Origin of the sequence: Paracoccus sp. (in: a-proteobacteria), from assembly GCF_047973135.1 — a bacterium.
Taxonomy (GTDB): domain Bacteria; phylum Pseudomonadota; class Alphaproteobacteria; order Rhodobacterales; family Rhodobacteraceae; genus Paracoccus.
This window is the reverse complement of record NZ_JBKEBL010000318.1, coordinates 1-20,174: the sequence shown is the minus strand read 5'-3', so window position 1 is coordinate 20,174 and position 20,174 is coordinate 1. Positions and strand designations below refer to the sequence as shown.

Genomic DNA, 20,174 nt, shown 5'->3' with positions numbered 1-20,174 from the left:
CCTCGCCCGAATCGCGTCGGGTCTGGCTGGCGACTAACTGGGTTGCCGACCCCGCCTGATCCGTGCCGATCAGCGCGCGCACGGCACCGTTCCGGAACGGTGCCTTGTTTGCCTGCCGTTCCCTTTCGGGGTCAGACGACTTTCCGTCGGTTTGCCGTTCTGGAACTGCCAGAAGCCGTTGGTCAGCGCGCGGCGAAGTCCCGTGGATCGTCCATGCGGAAGTGGTGCGACCACGCGGGGTTGCCGAACTGTTCGTCACACGGATTGCGCAAGGCGATCTGCCACCGGATCGCCGAGATCGAGGGCGACGTGTTCATGGTAATGGCAGTCAGCGGGCACCACGACCTGAAAGAAGCGCAGAAGTACATCGACAAGCATAGTCGCAAGGCCAAGGCCGATTCAGCGATTGAAAGCCTTTCCAACGGGGGAAATCAGGAACGAAATCTGGCGAACCACCCCGCAAAGTTCGCCATAAAGTCATGTAACGAACTGAATAAATATGGAAAATAATGTCGTTTGGTAGGCCCGGAGGGACTTGAACCCCCAACCAAGGCGTTATGAGCGCCCTGCTCTGACCAATTGAGCTACAGGCCCGCGCAGCGGTTCCTGCCTAGTCGCGGGGGGCAGTGGGGTCAAGCGTCCTTTGCGCGGGCCGTTGCCCCCATGCGCGCCTTGGGCTATCGGGGGCGCGACAGTACAGGGGGCCGCCATGACGAAGAACGGGATCAGCTATCGCGACGCAGGTGTCGATATCGACGCGGGCAATGCCTTGGTCGAGCGGATCAAGCCCGCCGCCGCCGCGACCATGCGGCCCGGTGTCATGGACGCCCTTGGCGGGTTTGGCGCGCTGTTCGATCCGCGCGCGGCAGGCTATGACGATCCGGTTCTGGTGGCTGCGACGGACGGGGTGGGGACCAAGCTGCGGATCGCGATCGACACCGGCCATCTGGACGGAATCGGGCAGGATCTGGTGGCGATGTGTGTCAACGATCTGGTGTGCCAGGGGGCCGAGCCCTTGTTTTTTCTTGACTATTTCGCCACTGGCAAGCTGTCCGTCGATGAGGGCGCGCGGGTAGTCGAAAGCATCGCGCGAGGTTGCAAGGCCGCCGGTTGCGCGCTGATCGGGGGCGAGACCGCCGAAATGCCGGGCATGTATCATGACGGAGATTTCGATCTGGCAGGCTTTGCCGTGGGCGCAATGCAGCGCGGGACGGCCTTGCCCGCAGGCGTAGCCGAGGGCGATGTGCTGCTGGGGCTGGCCTCGGACGGGGTGCATTCGAACGGCTATTCGCTGGTCCGCAAGGTGGCCGAACGCGCGGGGCTTGGCTGGGACGATCCCTCGCCCTTCGGCGGGAATTCGCTGGGGCAGGCGCTGCTGGTGCCGACGCGGCTTTATGTCCGGGCCGCGCTGGCGGCGATCCGGGCAGGCGGCGTGCATGCGCTGGCCCATATCACCGGCGGCGGCATCACCGAGAATCTGCCCCGTGTCCTGCCAAAGGGGATGGGGGCAGATATCGACCTGGGCGCATGGCCCCTGCCTGCTGTCTTTGGCTGGCTGGCGCAGGCGGGCGGGATCGGTCAGGCCGAGATGCTGAAAACCTTTAACAGCGGGATCGGGATGATTCTGGTCGTCGCCGCCGACCGGGCCGATGCGCTGACCAGCGCGCTTGCGGGCGAAACGGTTTATCGCATCGGGCGCGTAACAGCGGGCGAAGGCGTACGCTACAGCGGGGCGCTGGCGTGAAGCGTGTCGCGATCCTGATCTCGGGCGGGGGCTCGAACATGGTCAGGCTGGTCGAGGATATGACCGGTGATCACCCCTGCCGCCCGGTTCTGGTCGCCTCGAACGATCCACAGGCTGGCGGGCTGGAAAGGGCCCGCGCGCTTGGCATAGCCACGGCGGCGGTCGATCATCGCAGCTTTCCGCGTGACCGGGCCGGGTTCGAGGCCGCGCTGCTGAAACCGCTGCTGGCAGCGCGGCCCGATACTATCTGTCTGGCTGGGTTCATGCGCATTCTGACGCCGGATTTCGTGACCCGCTTTGCCGGGCGAATGCTGAATATCCACCCCTCGCTGCTGCCGAAATATCCGGGGCTGCACACCCATGCCCGCGCCATCGAGGCCGGCGATGCCGAGGCCGGGGCAACCGTGCACGAGGTCACGCCAGAACTGGATGCCGGGCCGGTTTTGGGTCAGGCGCGGGTGCCAGTTCTGCCCGGCGACACGCCCGAGCAACTGGCCGCGCGGGTTCTTGCGCAGGAACACCGGCTGTATCCGGCCGTCCTGCGCCGCTTTGCGGTGGGCGACCGGACGCCCGTCCTGATTTAGCGCCCCGTCATCCGCTGCATCACGTCGTCCTTGAGGATGAAATGGTGGTACAGCGCCCCGGCCACATGCAGCAACGCCAGAATCATCAGCAGCGACTTGGCAAGCGCATGCGTGTCGCCCATGGATTCAGACCCGCCGAACCAGGCCAACATTCCCAGAACCGGCGTCGCAAGCAACAGCACGTAAAGCAGCCAGTGTACCGCTACGGCCAGCTTGTCCAGCGCCCCATCACCATGCGGGGCCTTTGGCTGAGTTACGTGCAGAACCAGCCGCCACAGGGCAATGGCCAGAATGACAATACCCAGGATCACATGCAGATTGGCACCGAACCCCGGCGCCTTGGTGCCGGATTCCAGCCAGTGATCAAAGGCTTCGGTCGCCGAATCGCCCAGAAGGAACTGGATCACCAGCAAAAGGACCAGCACCCAGTGAAGGATGATTTGCTGCCTGCTATAATGGAACATGTCGCCTGACTTTCGCTTCTCCGCATCGCGCGGGTTAAGGTTTCAGTGCAAAAAATGACGCGCATACCCGGCCTTCAGCTTTCATCGTTCAGGGGCGGCTGTCCAGACAACAATTCGTCCATGAATACACTGAACAGTTGCGCCCGCCCCACGACGCCGGCCTTGGCATAGATGCGCGCGGTCTGCGCCCGGACAGTGCCCGCCGCCACTTTGCGGATGCCCGCGATCGCCTCGTTGTCGAACCCCTTCAGTACCAGCAGTGCAACATCGCGTTCCGATGGCGTCAGGCCCCAGCGGTCGAAGAAACCGTCGATCAGATCGGCCATCTCGCCGCGTGCGGCGCGGATGCCCCGGCTCATGCTGTCCATGCGGCGCAGCATCTGACGCAGTTCCATCATCAGCAGCAGCGTGCTGCCGAACAGCGATGCGGTGGCGACGGATTCAAGGCTGATATGCCAGCCTTCGCGCCCAAAGGTCTTGATGTCGGCGATCACGTCGCCGACGAAAAAGGCCGAACAGACCGCCTGCACCAGAATCAGGGCGGCGAGGGTGATGGCCCGCCGTTCCTGCGGGGTGTTCAGAAACCGGGGCGGCATCATTCCACGGGCGTGTCTTTGGGGATACGCTTGCGCCCGTCGATCATTGCACGGACCAGCGGCACCCTTGAGCGCCTGGTGTCAAGGATCACCCCGCCCAAATGCAGCGCGACAGAGATCATCAGCCAGTTGAACAGCGCCTCATGCACCTCGTTGACCCATTCAATTCCGAAATAGCGCCGCGTGCCCATCATGATACCGGTTGTGCAGATCATGCCAACCGTCGCCCAGATGTTCCAGACCATCAACGCCCCCAACGGATTGTGGCTGAGATGCACGGTCCTGTCCCCTGCGATGATGGTGCGCAGGTGCCGGATCGCGCGGCCAGCCGACGGCGGAAAGGCCCGCAGCCGGGCATGGACCGGCCCGACCAGCCCCCATAGCAGCCGCAGCACGACCAGTGCCAGCGCGACATAGCCGACCGTTTCATGCGTGATCTTTTCGGGATCGGTGAAGGCACCGTTGATCAGGATGGTCAGCGCCAGCGACCAGTGGATCAGGCGCACCAGAGGATCCCAGACCATCACGATGCGGACGCTTTCGCGCCCGCCCGTGTCGGTATTCTTGCCGGACATCGGCCTTAATCCTCGCCCGAGACCTTGGTGACCTTGCCCGTTTCGGGCGAGACATAAACCTCAAGCATCTGATCGCCCTTGACTGCATAAACCTCGATCATGCCGTCCTCTGTTCCAACCTTGCGGACCTCATAACCCATTTCCGTCAATTTGGCCTTAACGGCATCCTGGGTCATGCCCAGTTCCGTATCCATCGCAATCATGGCGTCTTCGGCAAAGCCCGTCATCGGGGCTATGGCAAGAATGACTGCCAGGGCAAGTTTGCGCATCGGGATTTCCTTTTCTGCGTGGGCCGGCGGCATTGCGCCCCGGTCAGGTGGCAGAAAGGCGATCCCGATGCGGAAATCCATTGCAACAGGGCTTAGTTCCGTCGCCGTAAGCCCGCGCTTACGCGGGAAAAGGCAGGTTTATTCCCGCAGATCCTGTTCGGTCTTGTCCAGTTCGGGCGAAATATCCAGCAGGCTGCGCTCTGCCGAATCGCCATAGGTGGCCCAATGCTTGTCCTGACCGGGATGGGGCAATTCATCGGGACGCCAGCTTAAATGCATATGCGCCTTGGCAATCATCAGCCCCGTGATCGGCGCGGTCAGAAAGATGAACAGCGTGATCAGCAATTCATGCCAACTGTCATGTTCGCTGAAAAACGAGAACCACGTGATCGAGGCGATCAGCACGCTGCCAACCCCCAAAGTCGCCGCCTTGGTCGGCGCATGCAGGCGCGTCATCTGATCGGGCAGCTTCAACAACCCGAAGGATCCGACAAGCCCGAATACGCCGCCGATCACCAGCAGCGCCGAGACAAGGATTTCCGCGATAAACTGCATGGCTTTCCCCTATTCGATCACGTCGCCGCGCAGGATGAAATTGGCATAGGCCACGGTCGAAACAAAGCCGACCATGGCGAACAGCAGCATGATCTCGAAATACATGTTCGTGTCATGCAGAATGCCGAACAGCGCGATCAGGGCGATCATGTTGATGGTCATCGTGTCCAGCGCCAGCACCCGGTCACTGACGCCGGGGGCAATGACCACACGGTACAGGCAGAACAATTGACCGATGCCGAAACAGCCAAAGGCAAAGTAAAGCGCGTATCCGATCATTCGAAAATCTCCTTCAGCCGCGCCTCATAGCGGGACTTGATATCCGCGATCACCGATTCCGGGTCGGGGGCGTGCAGGCAATGGACCAGCAGCGCGTGCCCGTCCTGCGACAGATCGGAACTGACCGTCCCCGGCGTCAGGGTGATCGTGCCAGCCAGCACAGTGATCGCCTCGGGCGAGCGCAGGTCAAGCGGAATGCTGATCCAGGCAGGACGCAATTGCCCGTTCGGCTTGAACAGCACGATCAGCGCCACCTGAACATTGGCCACGATAATGTCCCAGATCACCAGCAGGACATAGCTGAGAATCTTGCCCGGATGGCGGTATTTCGCGCGGTCGGGCCAATAGGGCCGGGTCAGCAGCGGGATGACGATGCCGAGGATGACCGCAAAGACCAGCGATCCCCAGGCAAAGCGGTTAACCAGCGCCATCCATATCAGCACCAGCAGCGCGGACAGATAGGGATGGGGAAAGATGCGGCGGATCATCGTGAACCCTCCTGCCGGATCAGCACGGATTCATAGTAAAGTTCCGGCTGCTTCAGTTGCTCGGCCGTCTTTTGCAGATAACCTGTCAGCGGCCCCGCGAACAGCGTCAGTACGACCGATCCTGCCAGCAGGCCGCCCGTCGCGACATAGGCCAGCCAGGGCGCGACGGAATCGTCCACGTCCTGAATCGGCTCGTCCGTTTCCAGCTTGATCGGGATCGGGCCGCAGTCAGGACGTGGCCCCTCATCCGTGTCATTGCCGGGCTCGGGATCCATCTCATGCGCCTTCCAGAACAGGATCGAGCCGGCGCGGCCAAACCCGACCAGCGCAATCAGCGATGTGACCAGAATGACGCCCCAGATCCAGACGACAGCGGGCGATTGCCGGGTAGCATCAAGGATCATCAGCTTGCCCAGAAAGCCCGACAGCGGCGGCAGGCCGACCACGGCGATGGCGGTCAGGAAGAACAGGGCCGAGACCAGTCCGGTGCTGCGGATCGCCGGGCGCAGCCGCAGCCAGACATCGCCGCCGCGCCGCGCACAGATCAGATCGACCACCAGGAACAGCACCGCCGCCGTCAGCGTGGAATGGATCATGTAGTACAACCCCGCCGTCAGCCCCTTGTCACTGAAATCCGCGATCGAGATCAGCAGCGTCCCGATCGAAGCGATGGCGGCAAAGGCGGCAAGCCGGGTCAAGCTGCGCGTGCCCAGAACCCCGATCTGCCCCAGTGTCAGCGTGACCAGCGCAGCGGGCAAAAGCAGGTCGGTGACAAGCGACTCGATCACCGAATCCTGTGGAAAGACCAACGTGAAAAAGCGGATGATCGCATAAACCCCGACCTTGGACATGATCGCGAACAGCGCCGCGACCGGCCCCGGCGCGTTGGCATAGGTCGAGGGCAGCCAGAAATGCAGCGGCACGACCGCCGCCTTGATGGCAAAGACCAGCAGCAGCAGCACCGCGCCGGTGCGCAACAGGGCGGTATCCTCCAGCGGCATCTCGGCGACACGCTGCGCCATATCGGCCATGTTCAGCGTCCCGGTAACGGCGTACAGCGTGCCAAGGGCGGCCAGAAACAGCGACGATCCGGCAAGGTTATAGTTGATGTACTGCACCCCGGCGCGCAGCCGCATCGGGCCGCCTCCGTGGATCATCAGGCCATAGCTGGCGATCAGCAGGATCTCGAAAAAGACGAACAGGTTGAAGGCATCGCCGGTGACGAAAGCGCCGTTCAGCCCCATCAACTGGAACATCCACAGCGCATGAAAATGCCAGCCCTTGCGGTCCCAGCCCGATCCCATGCCGTAAAGCTGGACCGACACCGCCAGAACCGAGGTCAGCAGCAGCATCAGCGCCGCCAGCCGGTCCAGCATCAGCACAATACCGAACGGCGCAGGCCAGTTGCCAAGGCGATAGACGAACACCTCGCCTCCCGCCGCCATGGCGTTCAGTTTCAGCGCGATGCCAAGCGTCATCAGACTGCCGATGATGCCAAAGACCCTTTGTTGCAGCAGGTCATGCCTCATCCACAGGATCATCAGCGAACCCATCAGCGCAGGCGCGACAACCGGAGCGATCAGCCAGTGGTTCATGCGGTCTCGTCCTCGGTACTGGTGTCGTCTACGGTTTTCAGCGGCGGCATGATCCGGTCATGGGCGGGCATGTCGATATTGTCATCGCCGCCTTCAATAAAGGCACCAAGCGACATCATCACCACCACTGCGGTCATCCCGAAGGAAATCACAATGGCCGTCAGCACCAGCGCCTGCGGCAGCGGGTCGGTGTAATCCTGAATATGCACCTCTCCGTGGCCATGCAGGATCGGCGGCAGGTTCACGACCAGCCGGCCCGTGACGAACAGGAAAGCGTTGATCGCATAGGTCAGCATCGTCATGCCAAGGATCACGGCGAAGGTGCGCAGACGCAGGATCAGATAGATCCCCGCCGCCGTCGCCGCCCCGATGGCGGTTGCCACAAGCAGTTCCATCAATGCGCCCCCCCGGTCTGTTCGTCGCTGAGATCGATGTCCATCGGCCGGGTATTCACCCTTTCACCCGCGCGCCTTGCGATGCGCGACAGCGAATTCAGCGCCAGCATCACCGCACCCACCACGCACAGGAACACGCCCAGATCAAAGCCCATCGCGGTTGCCAGCTCGAATTCCTCAAGGAAGGGCAGCTTCACATAGCCATAGGCCGAGGTCAGGAAGGGAAGGCCGTTGAACCACGCGCCGATGCCGGTGACACCCGCCGCCACCACCCCCGCGCCGATCAGCGCGTGATAGGGCAACCGCTGGCGGTGCTGCGTCCAGGCATAGCCCGAGGCCATGTATTGCATCAGCAGCGCGATGGCCACGACCAGCCCGGCGATAAAGCCTCCGCCCGGTGCGTTGTGGCCGCGCAGGAAGATATAGATCCCCACGACCAGCGAAATCGGCAGCAGCACCCGCGTCGCAATCACCATCATCAGCGGATGGCGATCACCTGCGCGTGCCATGTCCTGTTTCCAGTTATGCAGCCTGCGCGCCGATGTCCCATGCAACAGCGTCTGGGTCAGCGCAAAGATGGCCAGCGCGGCGATGCCAAGCACGGTGATCTCGCCAAAGGTATCATAGCCGCGGAAATCCACCAGAATGACGTTGACGACATTGTCGCCCCCACCCAGTTTGTGACTGTTCTTCAGCATATAGCCCGATATCGGGTCAAAAGCGAAATCGCGGCGCAGGATTGCATAGGTCAGCGCGCCGAAGCCCACGCCCGTCAGCGTGGCAATGAAAGCATGCCAGCCGCGTATGGTGGCGCTGGTATCGGTCAGCGTCCGCTTGGGCAGGAAATTCAGCGCCAGCAGCAGCAGGATGACCGTCACCACCTCGACCGACAACTGGGTCAGCGCCAGATCGGGGGCCGAGAGATAGGCGAAAAAGCCCGACGTGATCAGCCCGACAATCGCCACCAGCACCAGCGCCAGCAAGCGGATGCGATGAAAGAACACCATGCAGCCCGTGGCGACCATAGCCAGCAGCCAGCCGATAAAGACAACCGGCGGGACCGGCAACATCGGTCGCGTGGCCGGACCTTCGGACCCGGTGAACCAGGCCAGCGTTCCCGCCAGAACCACCGCAATCCCGAAGGCCACGAAGGCCCGGTTCATCGAACCGTTGGTCAAGCCATCGGTAATCCGGCGGCCGATCCCGACAAGGCTCAGCACCAGCCAGTCGAAGATCGACTTGGCCTCGGGACGCGGAGCCTTGTCCCAGGCCTTTTGCAGCGCGGGGTGCCCGCTCAGAACCAGAATGCCGCCAGCCACCGCGATGATCGACATGATCACGGCGGCGGTCCAGCCATGCCACAGCGCAATCTTGACCTGCGGATCCAGCCCGCTGACAGCGCTGGCCGAGGCCCTGACCAGCCAGCCCGCCATGGTGTTCGGAAACAGCCCGATCAGAACGACCAGCACCGTCAGCAGCGCGGGCCCGGCCCACATGCCAAAGCCCGGATCATGCGGATGATGAGGATAGTCGTGACGCTCGTGGCCCAGAAAGACCTGCACGATGAAACGCAGCGAATAGCAGACCGAGAAAAGTGCCGCGATGGTGCCTGTGACCATGAAGGCCTGCCGGGCATCGTGCAGATGGCTTACCTCGTACAACGCCATTTCCTTGGACAGAAACCCGTTCAGCGGCGGGATTCCGGCCATGGACAGCGCCGCTATCGTGCCGATGGCGAAGGTCACGGGCATCAGCCTGCGCAATCCCCCCAGCCGCGCGATGGATCGCGTGCCCGTCTCGTGGTCGATGATCCCGGCAGTCATGAACAGCGCGGCCTTGAACGTTGCGTGGTTGATGATGTGAAAGACCGCCGCGACATTGGCCTCGACCGTACCGAAACCCAGCAGCATCGTGATCAGGCCCAGATGGCTGACCGTCGAAAAGGCCAGCAGCGCCTTGAGATCGTCCTTGAACGTCGCCGTGACCGCGCCCACCAGCATGGTGATCAGCCCGGTTGTGGCCACGATCCAGAACCATTCGGGCGTTCCCGCCAGCACCGGCCAAAGCCGCGCCATCAGGAACAGCCCGGCCTTCACCATCGTGGCGCTATGCAGATAGGCCGAAACCGGCGTCGGCGCGGCCATCGCGTGCGGCAGCCAGAAATGGAACGGGAACTGCGCCGATTTCGTAAAGGCTCCGATCAGGATCAGGATCAGCGCGGGAACGTAAAGCGGGCTGGCCTGAATGGCCTCTTTCGCGTTCAGGATGTCGCTGATCTCGTAACTTCCGGCGATCTGGCCCAGGATCAGCATGCCCGCGATCATCGCCAGCCCGCCCATGCCTGTCACCGTCAACGCCATCCGCGCGCCCTGCCGCCCCGCCGGAAGATGCCGCCAATAGCCGATCAGCAGGAACGAAGACAGCGACGTCAGTTCCCAGAACACCAGCAGCAGCAGGATGTTATCCGACAACGCTATGCCCACCATCGCACCCTGAAACAGCATCAGATAGGTATAGAACTTGCCGATAGGGTCGGTGCGCGACAGGTAGAACCGCGCATAGGTAATGATCAGAAGGCCGATCCCCAGTATCAGGATCCCGAACAGCAGGGACAGCCCGTCGATCCGGAAGTTCGCGTTCAGGTGGATCAGCGGCAACCACTCGAACCGCGCCGTGACGACCTCGCCCCGCATGATCGCCGGAATGTGCAGCCCCAGCCCCAGCAGGGCAATCAGCGTCGTGGTTCCGCAGGCAGTGGCGGCGGCACTTCGCCCCGAGCGGATCAAAAGGCCCGGCAGCAGGGCTCCGATAAAGGGCAGCAGCGCAATCAGGGCTGGCGACATGTGACCTCTTAACTGTTGGGATCAATCTGATCTTCTTTGTTATCACTCCTGTCTTTCCAATCATGCGATAGGAGTCAAGCGCTTGCCCGATCAGCTTTGTTGCCCCCTATGCAGATGTTCTGCTTTCGTGCTAGTGCTTTGAAAAAATGGAAAGGGCAGTCATGCGGGTTCTGGGCATCGATCCCGGTTTGCGGAATATGGGCTGGGGCGTGATCCGCGTGGACGGGCCGCGCCTTGGACATGTGGCGAATGGCGTCGTTCATTCAGCGGGCGAAGATCTGGGCGCGCGCCTGTCGCAACTGTTCCGCGGGCTCAGCGAGGTGATCGCCCGCTATGCGCCGGACGCGGCGGCGGTGGAACAGACATTCGTGAACAAGGATGCCGTGGGCACGCTGAAACTGGGTCAGGCGCGGGGAATCGCCCTGCTTGCCCCCGCCGAGGCAGGGTTGACGGTCGGGGAATATGCGCCAAACGCGGTCAAGAAAACCGTGGTCGGCGTCGGTCACGCAGGAAAGGAACAGGTACAGCACATGGTTCGCGTTCAATTGCCGGGTGTGGAATTTCATGGCCCCGATGCCGCCGATGCGCTGGCCATCGCCATCTGCCATGCCCATCATCTGCAAGGCCGGGCGATCCGCCCGGTGGCCCCGCGCCGGGGCGTCGCATGATCGGGCGGATCGCCGGGGTGATCCTGCATCGCGCCCCCGATCAGGTGCTGATCGACGTGCGCGGCGTGGGCTATGTCGTGCATGTCAGCGAACGCACGGCGGCGGGCCTGCCCCCTGCGGGGCAGGCGGTGGCATTGTATACCGAATTGCAGGTGCGCGAGGATCTGTTGCAACTGTTCGGCTTTCCGACGCTGCTGGAAAAGGAATGGCACCGGCTGCTGATCTCGGTACAGGGGGTGGGGGCCAAGGTCTCGCTGGCGTTGCTGGGAACATTGGGGGCCGAGGGGCTGTCGCGCGCCATCGCGCTTGGCGACTGGTCGGCGGTGCGCAGGGCGCAGGGGGTCGGACCCAAGCTGGCGCAGCGCATCGTTCTGGAACTGAAGGACAAGGCCCCGGCGATCATGGCGCTTGGTGGCGATCTGACGGTTGATGCGGGCGCCGTCGGTCCCGGCGGTGATGCGGGCGAGCCGGGCATCGAGCCCGGCCCGCCCGCCGCCTCCGCGCCGGCCTCAATGGCCGGCACGGAGGCGAACCCTGCCACAGGCGCCGCGCTATCGGCCAAGGCTGCGTCCGAAGCATTGTCGGCGCTTGCCAATCTGGGCTACGCCCGGTCCGAGGCTGCGGCCGCCGTCGCCGAGGCCCAGAACCGGGAACCGGGGGCCGACACTCCGGCGCTGATTCGTGCGGCCCTGCGATCGCTGGCCCCAAAAGGATAGGAAACATGTCTGGAAACGCGCGCACCTTCCTGCTGATGGCCGTCATGACGGCGCTGGTCATGGGGTTGGGCTGGATGCTGGGGGGCAGTGGCGGCGCGGTCTTTGCGCTGGTCTTTGCCGGGGCGGGCAATCTGTTCGCCTGGTGGAACAGCGACAAGATGGTGCTGCGTCAACAGGGCGCGGTCGAACTTGGCCCCCATCAGGGGGCTGACCTGCACGCTCTGGTCGCCGATCTGGCCCGCCGCGCGGGTCTGCCCATGCCAAAGGTCTATCTGCTGCCGACCGAACAGCCCAACGCCTTTGCCACCGGCCGCAACCCGCAGAACGCCGCCGTCGCCGTCACGCAGGGCCTGTTGCACGGGCTGAACCGGGACGAACTGGCCGGAGTCATCGCGCATGAGCTGGCCCATATCAAGCATCGCGACACGCTGACCATGACCGTTACCGCGACCATGGCCGGGGCCATCGCGATGATGGGCAACCTGCTGCTGTTTACCGGCGGGCGCGACGACCGGGGTGGCGGGATCGGTGCGGTCCTGGCCATGGTTTTTGCCCCGATTGCGGCGATGATGGTGCAAATGGCGGTATCGCGCGCCCGCGAATACGAGGCTGACCGCGAGGGTGCTGCAATCTGCGGACAGCCTCTGGCGCTGGCCTCGGCGCTGGCGCGCATCTCGCAGATGGCGGGGCGCAGCATGAACATCCCGGCCGAACGCAACCCCGCCTCGGCGGCGCTGTTCATCATTAACCCGCTGCACGGGCTGCGCATGGACAGCCTGTTCGCAACCCACCCGCCAACCGAGGAACGCATCGACCGACTGCGCACCCTCGGCGCCGGTCCCTGGGGGCGCGGATGAGCCAGCCCGACCCCACCCTGCGCCCCGAGCCGCTGGAGGACGAGACCGAAGACCGTGCCCTGCGCCCGCAGGCGCTGACCGATTTCGTCGGTCAGGCCGAGGCGCGGGCCAATCTGCGGGTATTCATCGAAAGCGCAAAGATGCGCGGCAAGGCGATGGATCACACGCTGTTTTTCGGCCCCCCCGGTCTGGGCAAGACCACGCTGGCGCAGATCATGGCGCGCGAGCTGGGGGTGAATTTCCGCATGACCAGCGGGCCGGTGCTGGCACGGGCGGGTGATCTGGCTGCGATCCTGACCAATCTTGAGGCGCGCGACGTCCTGTTCATCGACGAAATCCACCGCATGAACCCCGCTGTGGAAGAGGTTCTATACCCCGCGATGGAGGATTTCGAGCTTGATCTGGTCATCGGCGAGGGTCCGGCAGCGCGGACGGTGCGGATCGAATTGCAGCCTTTCACCCTTGTCGGGGCGACCACCCGGCTGGGGCTGCTGACCACACCCCTGCGCGACCGCTTCGGCATTCCGACCCGGCTGCAATTCTATGAAATCGAAGAGCTTGATCTGATCGTCCAGCGCGGCGCGCGGCTGATGGGGATCGAGGCCGAGCCCGACGGCACGCGCGAGATCGCGCGCCGGGCGCGGGGCACGCCGCGTATTGCGGGGCGGCTGCTGCGCCGGGTGATCGATTTCGCGCTGGTCGAGGGCGATGGCCGTCTGACACGGGGCATTGCCGACAATGCGCTGAACCGGTTGGGGGTGGATGATCTGGGCCTTGATGGCGCGGACCGGCGCTATCTGATGCTGATGGCCGAGCATTATGGCGGCGGGCCGGTGGGCGTGGAAACCCTGTCCGCCGCCCTGTCCGAAAGCCGCGATGCCATCGAAGAGGTGATCGAACCCTATCTGCTGCAACAGGGGCTGATCGCCCGCACCCCGCGCGGGCGACAGCTTGCACCCCGGTCATGGCGGCATCTGGGCCTTCAGGCACCAAAGTCATCCGATCAGGCCACCCTTTTCGAAACCTGATCCAGCCCGGTCAGGGCGTCCACGGACCAGGCTCCGGGGCCCTTCGCCAGCAGGATCAGGAGACAGGTCGCCCACAGCCCATGCGTCTGCCAGGCCGAGGGATAGACGAATATCTGGATGATCGCGGTCATCCCCAGCAGCGCCAGCGCGGAAAGCCGCGTCATCAGCCCAAGGATCAGCAGCACGGGAAAGACATGCTCGGCGGTTGCGGCCAGCCGGGCCGCGATCTCGGGCGGGATCAGCGGCAGGGCGTATTCCTGTTCGAACAGATACAGGGCCGAAGGGCTGAGGCTGAACCCCTCGACCTTGGTACGTCCGCTGGCCCAGAAGATCGTGGCGGGGAACAGCCGCGCCATCAACAGCACAAGATCGGCGGGAACACGGCCCATCAGGTCGTTGAAGCCGCGGATCAGCCCTGTGGTCGGGCCGAGGGCAGGATAAGCCATGTCAATCCTCTTCGCAGATCAGTTGTTCGCGCAGCAGCAGGGCCAGCATCGCGACGGGATCGGTCTGCACCGCAGCCCCAACCAGCGGTTGCCCGTTGCATAATTCGCGCATGAAGGCAGCGTCGCTCGACGACAGCGCGATGGTGGCAACCTCGAAATCCTGCTGCCGCCAGATCAACGCGTTTTCGGGCCCCGAGGCGCGGACACGGCCATCCTGTCCGGGCTGGTTGGCCTGCCAGATGCTGACGGCAGGATGGGCCAGCCGCAGCAACGAAAGCGAGGGGTGCAGGCGCAGAACCCTGCGTCTGGCCAGCGATGCGGGCAGGATGGGCCGGGCGTCGGCGGCGTGATAGGCCAGACCGCGCACCCACTCAAGCCGCGCCACATCGGGCAGATAGGGCAATGTCGCGACCGGAGGAAAGCCCCTCAGGAACCGCGCAAATTCCGCCCCCCATTCCTGCAGGACAGGCGTGCGCGGCGGATGCACGGCGATAAAGCTGCGGGCCATGGCTGCAAAAAATTCCTCTCCCACCAGACGCTCGATCACCGGATAGCGTTGGGCCAGCGCCCGGCCAAGGCTGTGGGCGACATTGTTGCGATAGACGGCAAAGCGCCTTGCGGCCTCGGCGGGCCGGTCCGGGCACAGCCCGGCAGGCTGGCTACCATCGGCCAGTGCCTTGCGCAAACGGGCGGTGAAATCAATGGATTGCTGCATGATGGCCCGCACGGCTCAGTATGGCTGCGGCGCGGGCCGCCTCGGCCTGAAGGACGGGCCAGTCGGGGACGTCATTATCCCATTCCACCAGCGTGGGCAGCGCCCCGGTCCGATCCAGCACATATGCATAAAGCGACCAGACGGATTCCGCCACCGCACGCCCATGGGCGTCGATCAGCAACAGGCCAGAGGTCAGGCTTTCCTGCTCGTGCCCGCCCAGATGGATTTCACCGACCAGATCCAGCGGCAACGCATCCAGCCAGGCCAGCGGGCAGGTGCGATGATTGGTGCAGCTGACGAAGACATTGTTCACATCCAGCAGCAGGCCGCAGCCGGTCCTCCGCGCGATGGCGGTCAGAAACTCGGTCTCGGGGATGCGGCTTTCGGCAAAAGTCACATATGTTGCCGGGTTTTCCAGCAATATCCGGCAACCAAGAACCTCTTGCACGCGGTCCACATGGTCGCAGATGCGCGACAGGGTTCGGGTCGTGTAAGGCAGGGGCAGCAGATCGTTCAGATATTCGTTACCATGGCTTGACCATGCCAGATGCTCGGAAAAGCTGTCCGGCTGATAGCGGTCGCACAGCGCCTTGATGCGGGCCAGATGCCCCTCGTCCAGCGCCTCGCCGCCAATGGACAGGCCGACCCCATGGACAGACAGCGCATAATCCTGCCGCAGTGCCGTCAGCATCGCATGCGGAGCCCCGCCCGCGCCGAGATAGTTCTCGGCATGGACCTCGAAAAAGCCCAGATCGGGCGGGGCCTGGCGGATGGCCTGAAAGTGCCGGGGCTTGAAGCCGACACCGGCGTGAGGGGGCAGGGGCATTGTTCGACCTTTGACGCGAAAAAAACGGGGCGGGCACCGCGCCCGCCCCGGCGGAATTACATCGTGATGGGTTCCAGCGATCCGTTGTGACCGGCGGGCGTCTCGATCGTGGTGCAGGTTCCGGCCGGAACCATTTTCCACGCATTGCCCTGATAGTCCTTCGTCGCTGTGCCGGCGCAGGTCGTGCCGGGACCGGCGGCGCAGTCGTTCTGACCGGCCATCGCGACGCCATAGCATTTCTCCATCTTGCCCATATCGGCCTTTTTTGCGTCATCGGCATGGGCGGCAACGGCCGACAGGCTGATGGCGGCAGCAATGGCGGTGGCGAGCTTCGAATTCATGGAACGTCTCCTTGCGGTTTGTGGACGGTCTGGCCGTCCCACTGGCCCATTCGCAACGTCCTTCCCCCGCGTTACGCCGATCACGGCGACGTGATTTTGATTTTTTTCCTCTAGCGCGTGTAACGTCAGAACCTCGTCTGGCGTAGGGACGTGCGATGAAGGACAATGGCAGAAAGCCGGCTTCCGGATCAGACTGGTCCGTCCTGATGCGGGCGGCACTGACCGGCGATGCAGTGGCCTATCGGCGGCTGTTGTCCGAAATGACACCTGTGCTGCGCGGAATCGTCAAGGCCCGCGCGCCCGGCATGGATGCGGATTGGTGCGAGGACGTGGTGCAGGATACGCTGCTGGCGATACATCTGAAACGGGCGACATGGGACGCGGGCCAGCCGCTGCGCCCCTGGGTGTATGCCATCACCCGGCACAAGCTGGTTGATGCCTTTCGCAGGCGGGGCCGCCATGTTCACCTGCCGGTCGAGGATTTTGCCGACGACCTTCGGGCCGAGCCCGTCGCCGACCAGTTCGAGGGGCGCGACGCCGAGCGGCTGATTTCCCGCCTGCCCGAACGCGACGCCGCCCTGCTGCGCTGCCTCGCCGTCGAAGAGCGCGGCAGTGACGAATGCGGCAACCGCCTTGGGCTTGCACCCGGCGCGCTGCGTGTGGCCCTGCACCGCGCACTGAAACGGCTGGCCGGCATCCGGCAGGAGGACGGGCTGTGAAAACCGACCGGCTGATCGATCTTTTGTCCTGCGATCCGGTCGCCCCCCGCCCGGTCGCGCCACGTCTGCTTGCGCTTGCCGCCCCGGTGCTGCTGGTCAGCGGGGGAATCGCGATCTGGATGCTGGGGGTCCGTGCCGATCTTGCCCAGGCACTCAGTCACCGCGTCACGGCGATGAAATGGCTGCTGCCGTTGGCAGTCGCAGTCCCGTCGCTGATCGCCGTGCTGCGGATGATCCGCCCGCAGGTGCAGCGGGTTCCGGCGGTCCGGATTGTCGCTGCGACAGGCTGCGTCGCGCTGATCTGGCTGATCCTGTCGGCGATCACCTTGGCCCCGGACAGGCTGTGGCCGGTCTTGCGGGGCAATTCGGCGCTGATCTGCCTGTCCTCGGTGATCGGCATCGCGGCGCCGGTTCTGGCCGCAGCGCTGATGGTTCTGCAAGAGGGGGCAAGCCTTCATCCCGCGCGCAGCGGCGGGCTGGCCGGTCTGGCCACGGGGGGCTTTGCGGCCGCGATCTATGCGCTGCATTGCAATCAGGATCAGCCGCTGTTCTTCCTGACATGGTACAGTCTGGGCATCCTGACCGTCGGTGGCATCGGTGCGCTGGCGGGGCGGCGGATGCTGCGCTGGTAAGCGCCGCCCCGCCCCTTCCGGTCAGGCCTGTTCGGTCCCGTTCCCGGCATCCTCGGATTGCGGCCCAGCCTCATCCTCGGATTTTGGCTTGCGACGGGTGCGACCGGTCGCGCTGCGAGGGGCACGGGGTGCCGCAGATTTCGCGCGGGGGGATTTCGCAGCGGGCTTTTCACGCTCGGGCGTGTCCACCAGGCCATCACGGGATTCGGACGCGACCGCGTCGGGAAGCCCCATCTCGATCTGTTTCACCGGCTGTTCGGCAGGTGCCTCGGCCCGTTCGGGCGAATTGCGGCGCTGACGGGGGCGGCGGGAATGTTCGGGCTGCGGCTGTTCGCCTTCGGACGCGGCAGCTTCGGCGAAGGCGCGCGGCTCGGCGCGATCCTGACTGGTATCGACGCGATTGCTGCCCTCATCCGCTGCATCGCCGCGCGGAGCCAGGCCGTTATTGCGCCCGCCCTGCTGCTGGTCGCGCCCACCCTGCGGGTCACGGTCATCATCGCCGTTGTGGCGCTGCTGATGATTGTTGTTCTGATGCTGCTGCTGACGCTCGGCCATTTCGCGCTGCGCTTCGCCCAGCATCCTTGTGTAATGCTCGGCATGTTGCAGAAAGCTTTGTTCAGCCACTCGGTCGTTGGACAATTGCGCGTCGCGGGCCAGCGTCAGGTATTTGTCAATGATCTGCTGGGGCGTGCCGCGCACCTTTCCCTCGGGACCCGAGCTGTCAAAGACGCGATTCACGATATTCCCCAGCGAGCGCTGGCGGTTCGACTTGTTGCGCGAACGGGATTTAGAAGATCTCATCAGTCTGTCTGTCGTGGTTCCAGGATAGGCTGGGCTTCCGGGTTGATATGAACGGCGATTCGGGGCGGCTTTGACATCGTCGTCAGGCCTTGCCGATCAACCTGACTTGCGCAGAGCGGCGCGCAGCGCGCCCTTAGGGGTTCCGGCTTATTCAGGCTGGTCCCGCACAGTCGCCCTGCGGCGTCCTGTGCAAGCCCGAATAATCACGCGCGGCGGGCTGTGACAAGCAGAAAGTTCCGTTTTGCCAGATATTCGGTCGATTTCCGGAGTTTTATTGCGCAAATTTAGCTAAAATTACACGATCCCGCCCGTCCAGATCGGCAATCAACCGCGATTCAGCGCCGTTTCCCGCGAAAATCGCAACCGCATCGGCACCCTGAGCCGGGCCGATTTCGACCAGAACATGCCCGCCAAGGTTGAGGTGATCACGCGCATTCGCGGCAATGGCGCGGCAAGCGGCAAGACCGTCCCCGCCGTCAGTCAGGGCTGAATGCGGCTCGTACAGCAGCACGTCGGGGGCCAGATGCGGCATCTCGGCTGCGGTGATATAGGGCGGATTCGAGACGATCAGATCGAACCGCCCGGTCACGCCGTCATACCAGTCCGCCTGCCAGAAATGGGCGGTAACGCCGATCCGGCGGGCATTGTCGCGGGCAACATCCAGCGCGGGGGCGGAAATATCCGTGCCGGTGCCGGTGCTGCCGGGACGCGCCGCCAGCAGCGAAATCAGGATCGCCCCGGTCCCGGTGCCCATGTCCAGAACGCTGGACCAGGGCAGAGACAGGGCGGATTCGACCAGGGTTTCGGTCTCGGGGCGGGGATCCAGCGTGTCAGAGGTGACGCGGAAGCGATGGGCAAAGAAATCGCGGAACCCGACGATCTGCGCCACCGGCTGACTTGCGGCACGCGCCGCGATACCGTGCCACAGGCGGTCAAGCTGATCGGCCGAAAGGTCGCCATCATCGGCGGCGCGCAGCCGGACAGGTTCGACCCCCAGGATGGCGGCCAGAATGCGGTCGGCATCTCGCGCGGCGCCCTCGATCCCGGCGGCACGCAACCGGGCCGCCCCCTCGGCCCGCGCCTGCGACAGCTTCATTCCTGCGCCGCCAGCCGCGCCGCCTGATCGTGGGAAATCAGGGCGTCTATGATCTCGGTCAGGTCGCCCCCGATCACCCGGTCCAGCGCGTAAAGCGTCAGGTTGATGCGGTGATCGGTCATCCGGCCCTGCGGGAAATTATAGGTGCGGATGCGTTCGCTGCGATCACCGCTGCCGACCTGCGACTTGCGGTCGGCGGCGCGTTCGGCATCGGCGCGCTGACGCTCGGCGTCGTAAAGCCGCGCGCGCAGCACCGCCATCGCGTTCGCCCGGTTCTGATGCTGCGACTTTTCGGAACTGGTGACAACGATCCCGGTCGGCAGATGGGTGATCCGCACGGCGGAATCGGTGGTGTTCACATGCTGCCCCCCTGCCCCGCTGGCGCGCATCGTGTCGATGCGGATGTCACCCGCCGGAATGTCGATATCGACATCTTCGGCCTCGGGCAGGACGGCGACGGTTGCGGCGCTGGTATGGATACGCCCGCCGGATTCGGTTTCGGGCACCCGTTGCACGCGATGCACGCCGGATTCGTATTTCAGCCGGGCAAAAACGCCGTCCCCCTCGACCCGCGCCATGACCTCTTTGACGCCACCCAGTTCGGTCTCGGCCAGTTCCATAATCTGAAACGACCAGCCCTGCGCTTCTGCATAGCGCCGATACATGCCCAGCAGGTCGCCCGCGAACAATGCAGCCTCGTCCCCGCCGGTGCCGGGGCGAATCTCGATGATCGCGGGGCGGGCATCGGCGGCATCGCGGGGCAGCAGGGCAACGCGCAGCCGCTGTTCCAGGTCGGGCAGTTCGGCGCGCAGGCGGGTCAGCTCGTCCTCGGCCAGTTCGCGTAATTCGGGATCGGCCAGCATCGCCTGCGCCTCGGCGATGCCTTCGCGGGCGGCATGCCAGGCGGTAATCTGTTCGACCACGGGCTTCAGCTCGGCATAT

At 64.2% G+C, this 20,174-nt stretch carries 25 protein-coding genes, 1 tRNA gene and 1 pseudogene; 9 read left to right on the top strand and 18 right to left on the bottom strand.

Features of this window, described 5'->3' with window-relative positions; translation table 11 throughout:
* Positions 1 to 510, top strand: a pseudogene (locus tag ACK5L9_RS22800) (hypothetical protein); the annotation flags it as partial.
* Between the two features lie 7 nt (positions 511 to 517).
* Here ACK5L9_RS22800 and ACK5L9_RS22795 read toward each other — a convergent pair.
* A tRNA-Ile gene (locus ACK5L9_RS22795) sits at positions 518 to 594 on the bottom strand.
* Between the two features lie 115 nt (positions 595 to 709).
* Here ACK5L9_RS22795 and purM point away from each other — a divergent pair.
* On the top strand, positions 710 to 1,744 hold the full coding sequence (gene purM / locus ACK5L9_RS22790) for a phosphoribosylformylglycinamidine cyclo-ligase (RefSeq protein WP_416913744.1): 1,035 nt from the start codon (positions 710 to 712) through the stop codon (positions 1,742 to 1,744).
* Positions 1,741 to 2,328: a phosphoribosylglycinamide formyltransferase gene (gene purN, locus ACK5L9_RS22785; RefSeq protein WP_416913743.1), complete on the top strand. Its 588-nt coding sequence runs from the start codon at positions 1,741 to 1,743 to the stop codon at positions 2,326 to 2,328. Before purM ends, purN begins: the two co-directional genes overlap by 4 nt.
* Here purN and ACK5L9_RS22780 read toward each other — a convergent pair.
* From ACK5L9_RS22780 to ACK5L9_RS22735, 10 genes are all read right to left on the bottom strand, one after another.
* Positions 2,325 to 2,792, bottom strand: a complete 468-nt coding sequence (locus tag ACK5L9_RS22780; protein WP_416913742.1) for a cytochrome b — start codon at positions 2,790 to 2,792, stop codon at positions 2,325 to 2,327. The two genes, purN and ACK5L9_RS22780, sit on opposite strands and share 4 nt — an antisense overlap.
* Positions 2,793 to 2,866: 74 nt before the next feature.
* On the bottom strand, positions 2,867 to 3,391 hold the full coding sequence (locus ACK5L9_RS22775; RefSeq protein WP_416913741.1) for a helix-turn-helix transcriptional regulator: 525 nt from the start codon (positions 3,389 to 3,391) through the stop codon (positions 2,867 to 2,869).
* The gene (locus ACK5L9_RS22770) at positions 3,388 to 3,963 is read right to left on the bottom strand and encodes a cytochrome b/b6 domain-containing protein (protein WP_416913740.1); all 576 of its coding nucleotides are present in this window, start codon (positions 3,961 to 3,963) and stop codon (positions 3,388 to 3,390) included. Before ACK5L9_RS22770 ends, ACK5L9_RS22775 begins: the two co-directional genes overlap by 4 nt.
* 5 nt (positions 3,964 to 3,968) lie before the next feature.
* Positions 3,969 to 4,232: a PepSY domain-containing protein gene (locus ACK5L9_RS22765; RefSeq protein WP_416913739.1), complete on the bottom strand. Its 264-nt coding sequence runs from the start codon at positions 4,230 to 4,232 to the stop codon at positions 3,969 to 3,971.
* Between the two features lie 138 nt (positions 4,233 to 4,370).
* Positions 4,371 to 4,787, bottom strand: a complete 417-nt coding sequence (locus ACK5L9_RS22760) for a Na+/H+ antiporter subunit G (protein ID WP_416913738.1) — start codon at positions 4,785 to 4,787, stop codon at positions 4,371 to 4,373.
* Between the two features lie 9 nt (positions 4,788 to 4,796).
* Positions 4,797 to 5,066: a K+/H+ antiporter subunit F gene (locus ACK5L9_RS22755; RefSeq protein WP_416913737.1), complete on the bottom strand. Its 270-nt coding sequence runs from the start codon at positions 5,064 to 5,066 to the stop codon at positions 4,797 to 4,799.
* Positions 5,063 to 5,554 carry a Na+/H+ antiporter subunit E gene (locus tag ACK5L9_RS22750; RefSeq protein ID WP_416913736.1) on the bottom strand — a complete coding sequence of 164 codons (492 nt, stop codon included), beginning with the start codon at positions 5,552 to 5,554 and terminating at the stop codon, positions 5,063 to 5,065. Before ACK5L9_RS22750 ends, ACK5L9_RS22755 begins: the two co-directional genes overlap by 4 nt.
* Complete coding sequence (locus ACK5L9_RS22745; protein ID WP_416913735.1) at positions 5,551 to 7,149, bottom strand: monovalent cation/H+ antiporter subunit D; 1,599 nt, start codon at positions 7,147 to 7,149, stop codon at positions 5,551 to 5,553. Before ACK5L9_RS22745 ends, ACK5L9_RS22750 begins: the two co-directional genes overlap by 4 nt.
* On the bottom strand, positions 7,146 to 7,544 hold the full coding sequence (locus ACK5L9_RS22740) for a Na+/H+ antiporter subunit C (protein ID WP_416913734.1): 399 nt from the start codon (positions 7,542 to 7,544) through the stop codon (positions 7,146 to 7,148). The genes ACK5L9_RS22745 and ACK5L9_RS22740 overlap by 4 nt, the downstream gene beginning before the upstream one ends.
* Positions 7,544 to 10,387, bottom strand: coding sequence for a monovalent cation/H+ antiporter subunit A (locus ACK5L9_RS22735; protein WP_416913733.1), 2,844 nt, complete (start codon positions 10,385 to 10,387; stop codon positions 7,544 to 7,546). The genes ACK5L9_RS22740 and ACK5L9_RS22735 overlap by 1 nt, the downstream gene beginning before the upstream one ends.
* A 161-nt stretch (positions 10,388 to 10,548) precedes the next feature.
* Between ACK5L9_RS22735 and ruvC the strand changes: the two genes are divergently transcribed.
* The 4 genes from ruvC to ruvB are packed head-to-tail and all read left to right on the top strand — an operon-like array spanning position 10,549 to position 13,656.
* The gene (gene ruvC / locus ACK5L9_RS22730) at positions 10,549 to 11,055 is read left to right on the top strand and encodes a crossover junction endodeoxyribonuclease RuvC (protein WP_416913732.1); all 507 of its coding nucleotides are present in this window, start codon (positions 10,549 to 10,551) and stop codon (positions 11,053 to 11,055) included.
* Entirely contained in the window at positions 11,052 to 11,771 is a 720-nt protein-coding gene (ruvA, locus tag ACK5L9_RS22725; RefSeq protein WP_416913731.1) for a Holliday junction branch migration protein RuvA, read from the top strand. Before ruvC ends, ruvA begins: the two co-directional genes overlap by 4 nt.
* 5 nt (positions 11,772 to 11,776) lie before the next feature.
* The gene (locus ACK5L9_RS22720) at positions 11,777 to 12,628 is read left to right on the top strand and encodes a M48 family metalloprotease (protein ID WP_416913730.1); all 852 of its coding nucleotides are present in this window, start codon (positions 11,777 to 11,779) and stop codon (positions 12,626 to 12,628) included.
* Complete coding sequence (gene ruvB / locus ACK5L9_RS22715; protein ID WP_416913729.1) at positions 12,625 to 13,656, top strand: Holliday junction branch migration DNA helicase RuvB; 1,032 nt, start codon at positions 12,625 to 12,627, stop codon at positions 13,654 to 13,656. Before ACK5L9_RS22720 ends, ruvB begins: the two co-directional genes overlap by 4 nt.
* Here the strand turns inward: ruvB and ACK5L9_RS22710 are convergent.
* The 4 genes from ACK5L9_RS22710 to ACK5L9_RS22695 are packed head-to-tail and all read right to left on the bottom strand — an operon-like array spanning position 13,632 to position 15,984.
* The gene (locus ACK5L9_RS22710) at positions 13,632 to 14,102 is read right to left on the bottom strand and encodes a DoxX family protein (RefSeq protein ID WP_416913728.1); all 471 of its coding nucleotides are present in this window, start codon (positions 14,100 to 14,102) and stop codon (positions 13,632 to 13,634) included. The two genes, ruvB and ACK5L9_RS22710, sit on opposite strands and share 25 nt — an antisense overlap.
* Position 14,103: 1 nt before the next feature.
* Positions 14,104 to 14,817 carry a DNA-binding domain-containing protein gene (locus ACK5L9_RS22705; protein ID WP_416913727.1) on the bottom strand — a complete coding sequence of 238 codons (714 nt, stop codon included), beginning with the start codon at positions 14,815 to 14,817 and terminating at the stop codon, positions 14,104 to 14,106.
* Positions 14,801 to 15,643, bottom strand: a complete 843-nt coding sequence (locus tag ACK5L9_RS22700; protein WP_416913726.1) for a DUF692 domain-containing protein — start codon at positions 15,641 to 15,643, stop codon at positions 14,801 to 14,803. The genes ACK5L9_RS22705 and ACK5L9_RS22700 overlap by 17 nt, the downstream gene beginning before the upstream one ends.
* Before the next feature lie 56 nt (positions 15,644 to 15,699).
* Complete coding sequence (locus ACK5L9_RS22695) at positions 15,700 to 15,984, bottom strand: DUF2282 domain-containing protein (protein WP_416913725.1); 285 nt, start codon at positions 15,982 to 15,984, stop codon at positions 15,700 to 15,702.
* A gap of 155 nt (positions 15,985 to 16,139) precedes the next feature.
* Here ACK5L9_RS22695 and ACK5L9_RS22690 point away from each other — a divergent pair, with 155 nt between their 5' ends.
* Positions 16,140 to 16,703 (top strand): sigma-70 family RNA polymerase sigma factor, encoded by a 564-nt coding sequence (locus ACK5L9_RS22690; RefSeq protein ID WP_416913724.1) that lies wholly within the window; start codon positions 16,140 to 16,142, stop codon positions 16,701 to 16,703.
* Positions 16,700 to 17,335 (top strand): NrsF family protein, encoded by a 636-nt coding sequence (locus ACK5L9_RS22685; RefSeq protein WP_416913723.1) that lies wholly within the window; start codon positions 16,700 to 16,702, stop codon positions 17,333 to 17,335. Before ACK5L9_RS22690 ends, ACK5L9_RS22685 begins: the two co-directional genes overlap by 4 nt.
* Positions 17,336 to 17,356: 21 nt before the next feature.
* On the opposite strand, the gene ACK5L9_RS22680 is transcribed toward ACK5L9_RS22685, so the two are convergent.
* The 3 genes from ACK5L9_RS22680 to prfA form a co-directional block, all read right to left on the bottom strand.
* The gene (locus ACK5L9_RS22680; RefSeq protein WP_416913722.1) at positions 17,357 to 18,136 is read right to left on the bottom strand and encodes a DUF4167 domain-containing protein; all 780 of its coding nucleotides are present in this window, start codon (positions 18,134 to 18,136) and stop codon (positions 17,357 to 17,359) included.
* A 271-nt stretch (positions 18,137 to 18,407) separates the two neighbouring features.
* On the bottom strand, positions 18,408 to 19,232 hold the full coding sequence (prmC, locus tag ACK5L9_RS22675; protein ID WP_416913721.1) for a peptide chain release factor N(5)-glutamine methyltransferase: 825 nt from the start codon (positions 19,230 to 19,232) through the stop codon (positions 18,408 to 18,410).
* On the bottom strand, positions 19,229 to 20,174 hold a 946-nt coding region (gene prfA / locus ACK5L9_RS22670), incomplete at its 5' end, for a peptide chain release factor 1 (RefSeq protein ID WP_416913720.1). The genes prmC and prfA, both read right to left, overlap by 4 nt.

Excerpts from the sequence above, each read along its gene's own strand:
- ACK5L9_RS22720 (WP_416913730.1), top strand. The coding sequence starts at position 11,777 with ATGTCTGGAAACGCGCGCACCTTCCTGCTGATGGCCGTCATGACGGCG.
- ruvB (WP_416913729.1), top strand. The coding sequence starts at position 12,625 with ATGAGCCAGCCCGACCCCACCCTGCGCCCCGAGCCGCTGGAGGACGAG.
- ACK5L9_RS22690 (WP_416913724.1), top strand. The coding sequence starts at position 16,140 with ATGAAGGACAATGGCAGAAAGCCGGCTTCCGGATCAGACTGGTCCGTC.
- ruvC (WP_416913732.1), top strand. The coding sequence starts at position 10,549 with ATGCGGGTTCTGGGCATCGATCCCGGTTTGCGGAATATGGGCTGGGGC.
- ACK5L9_RS22760 (WP_416913738.1), bottom strand. The coding sequence starts at position 4,787 with ATGCAGTTTATCGCGGAAATCCTTGTCTCGGCGCTGCTGGTGATCGGC.
- ACK5L9_RS22770 (WP_416913740.1), bottom strand. The coding sequence starts at position 3,963 with ATGTCCGGCAAGAATACCGACACGGGCGGGCGCGAAAGCGTCCGCATC.
- ACK5L9_RS22705 (WP_416913727.1), bottom strand. The coding sequence starts at position 14,817 with ATGCAGCAATCCATTGATTTCACCGCCCGTTTGCGCAAGGCACTGGCC.
- ACK5L9_RS22695 (WP_416913725.1), bottom strand. The coding sequence starts at position 15,984 with ATGAATTCGAAGCTCGCCACCGCCATTGCTGCCGCCATCAGCCTGTCG.
- ACK5L9_RS22700 (WP_416913726.1), bottom strand. The coding sequence starts at position 15,643 with ATGCCCCTGCCCCCTCACGCCGGTGTCGGCTTCAAGCCCCGGCACTTT.
- ACK5L9_RS22775 (WP_416913741.1), bottom strand. The coding sequence starts at position 3,391 with ATGATGCCGCCCCGGTTTCTGAACACCCCGCAGGAACGGCGGGCCATC.
- ACK5L9_RS22680 (WP_416913722.1), bottom strand. The coding sequence starts at position 18,136 with ATGAGATCTTCTAAATCCCGTTCGCGCAACAAGTCGAACCGCCAGCGC.
- ACK5L9_RS22755 (WP_416913737.1), bottom strand. The coding sequence starts at position 5,066 with ATGATCGGATACGCGCTTTACTTTGCCTTTGGCTGTTTCGGCATCGGT.
- ACK5L9_RS22780 (WP_416913742.1), bottom strand. The coding sequence starts at position 2,792 with ATGTTCCATTATAGCAGGCAGCAAATCATCCTTCACTGGGTGCTGGTC.
- ACK5L9_RS22750 (WP_416913736.1), bottom strand. The coding sequence starts at position 5,554 with ATGATCCGCCGCATCTTTCCCCATCCCTATCTGTCCGCGCTGCTGGTG.
- prmC (WP_416913721.1), bottom strand. The coding sequence starts at position 19,232 with ATGAAGCTGTCGCAGGCGCGGGCCGAGGGGGCGGCCCGGTTGCGTGCC.
- ACK5L9_RS22710 (WP_416913728.1), bottom strand. The coding sequence starts at position 14,102 with ATGGCTTATCCTGCCCTCGGCCCGACCACAGGGCTGATCCGCGGCTTC.
- ACK5L9_RS22765 (WP_416913739.1), bottom strand. The coding sequence starts at position 4,232 with ATGCGCAAACTTGCCCTGGCAGTCATTCTTGCCATAGCCCCGATGACG.
- ruvA (WP_416913731.1), top strand. The coding sequence starts at position 11,052 with ATGATCGGGCGGATCGCCGGGGTGATCCTGCATCGCGCCCCCGATCAG.
- purM (WP_416913744.1), top strand. The coding sequence starts at position 710 with ATGACGAAGAACGGGATCAGCTATCGCGACGCAGGTGTCGATATCGAC.
- ACK5L9_RS22740 (WP_416913734.1), bottom strand. The coding sequence starts at position 7,544 with ATGGAACTGCTTGTGGCAACCGCCATCGGGGCGGCGACGGCGGCGGGG.
- ACK5L9_RS22745 (WP_416913735.1), bottom strand. The coding sequence starts at position 7,149 with ATGAACCACTGGCTGATCGCTCCGGTTGTCGCGCCTGCGCTGATGGGT.
- ACK5L9_RS22735 (WP_416913733.1), bottom strand. The coding sequence starts at position 10,387 with ATGTCGCCAGCCCTGATTGCGCTGCTGCCCTTTATCGGAGCCCTGCTG.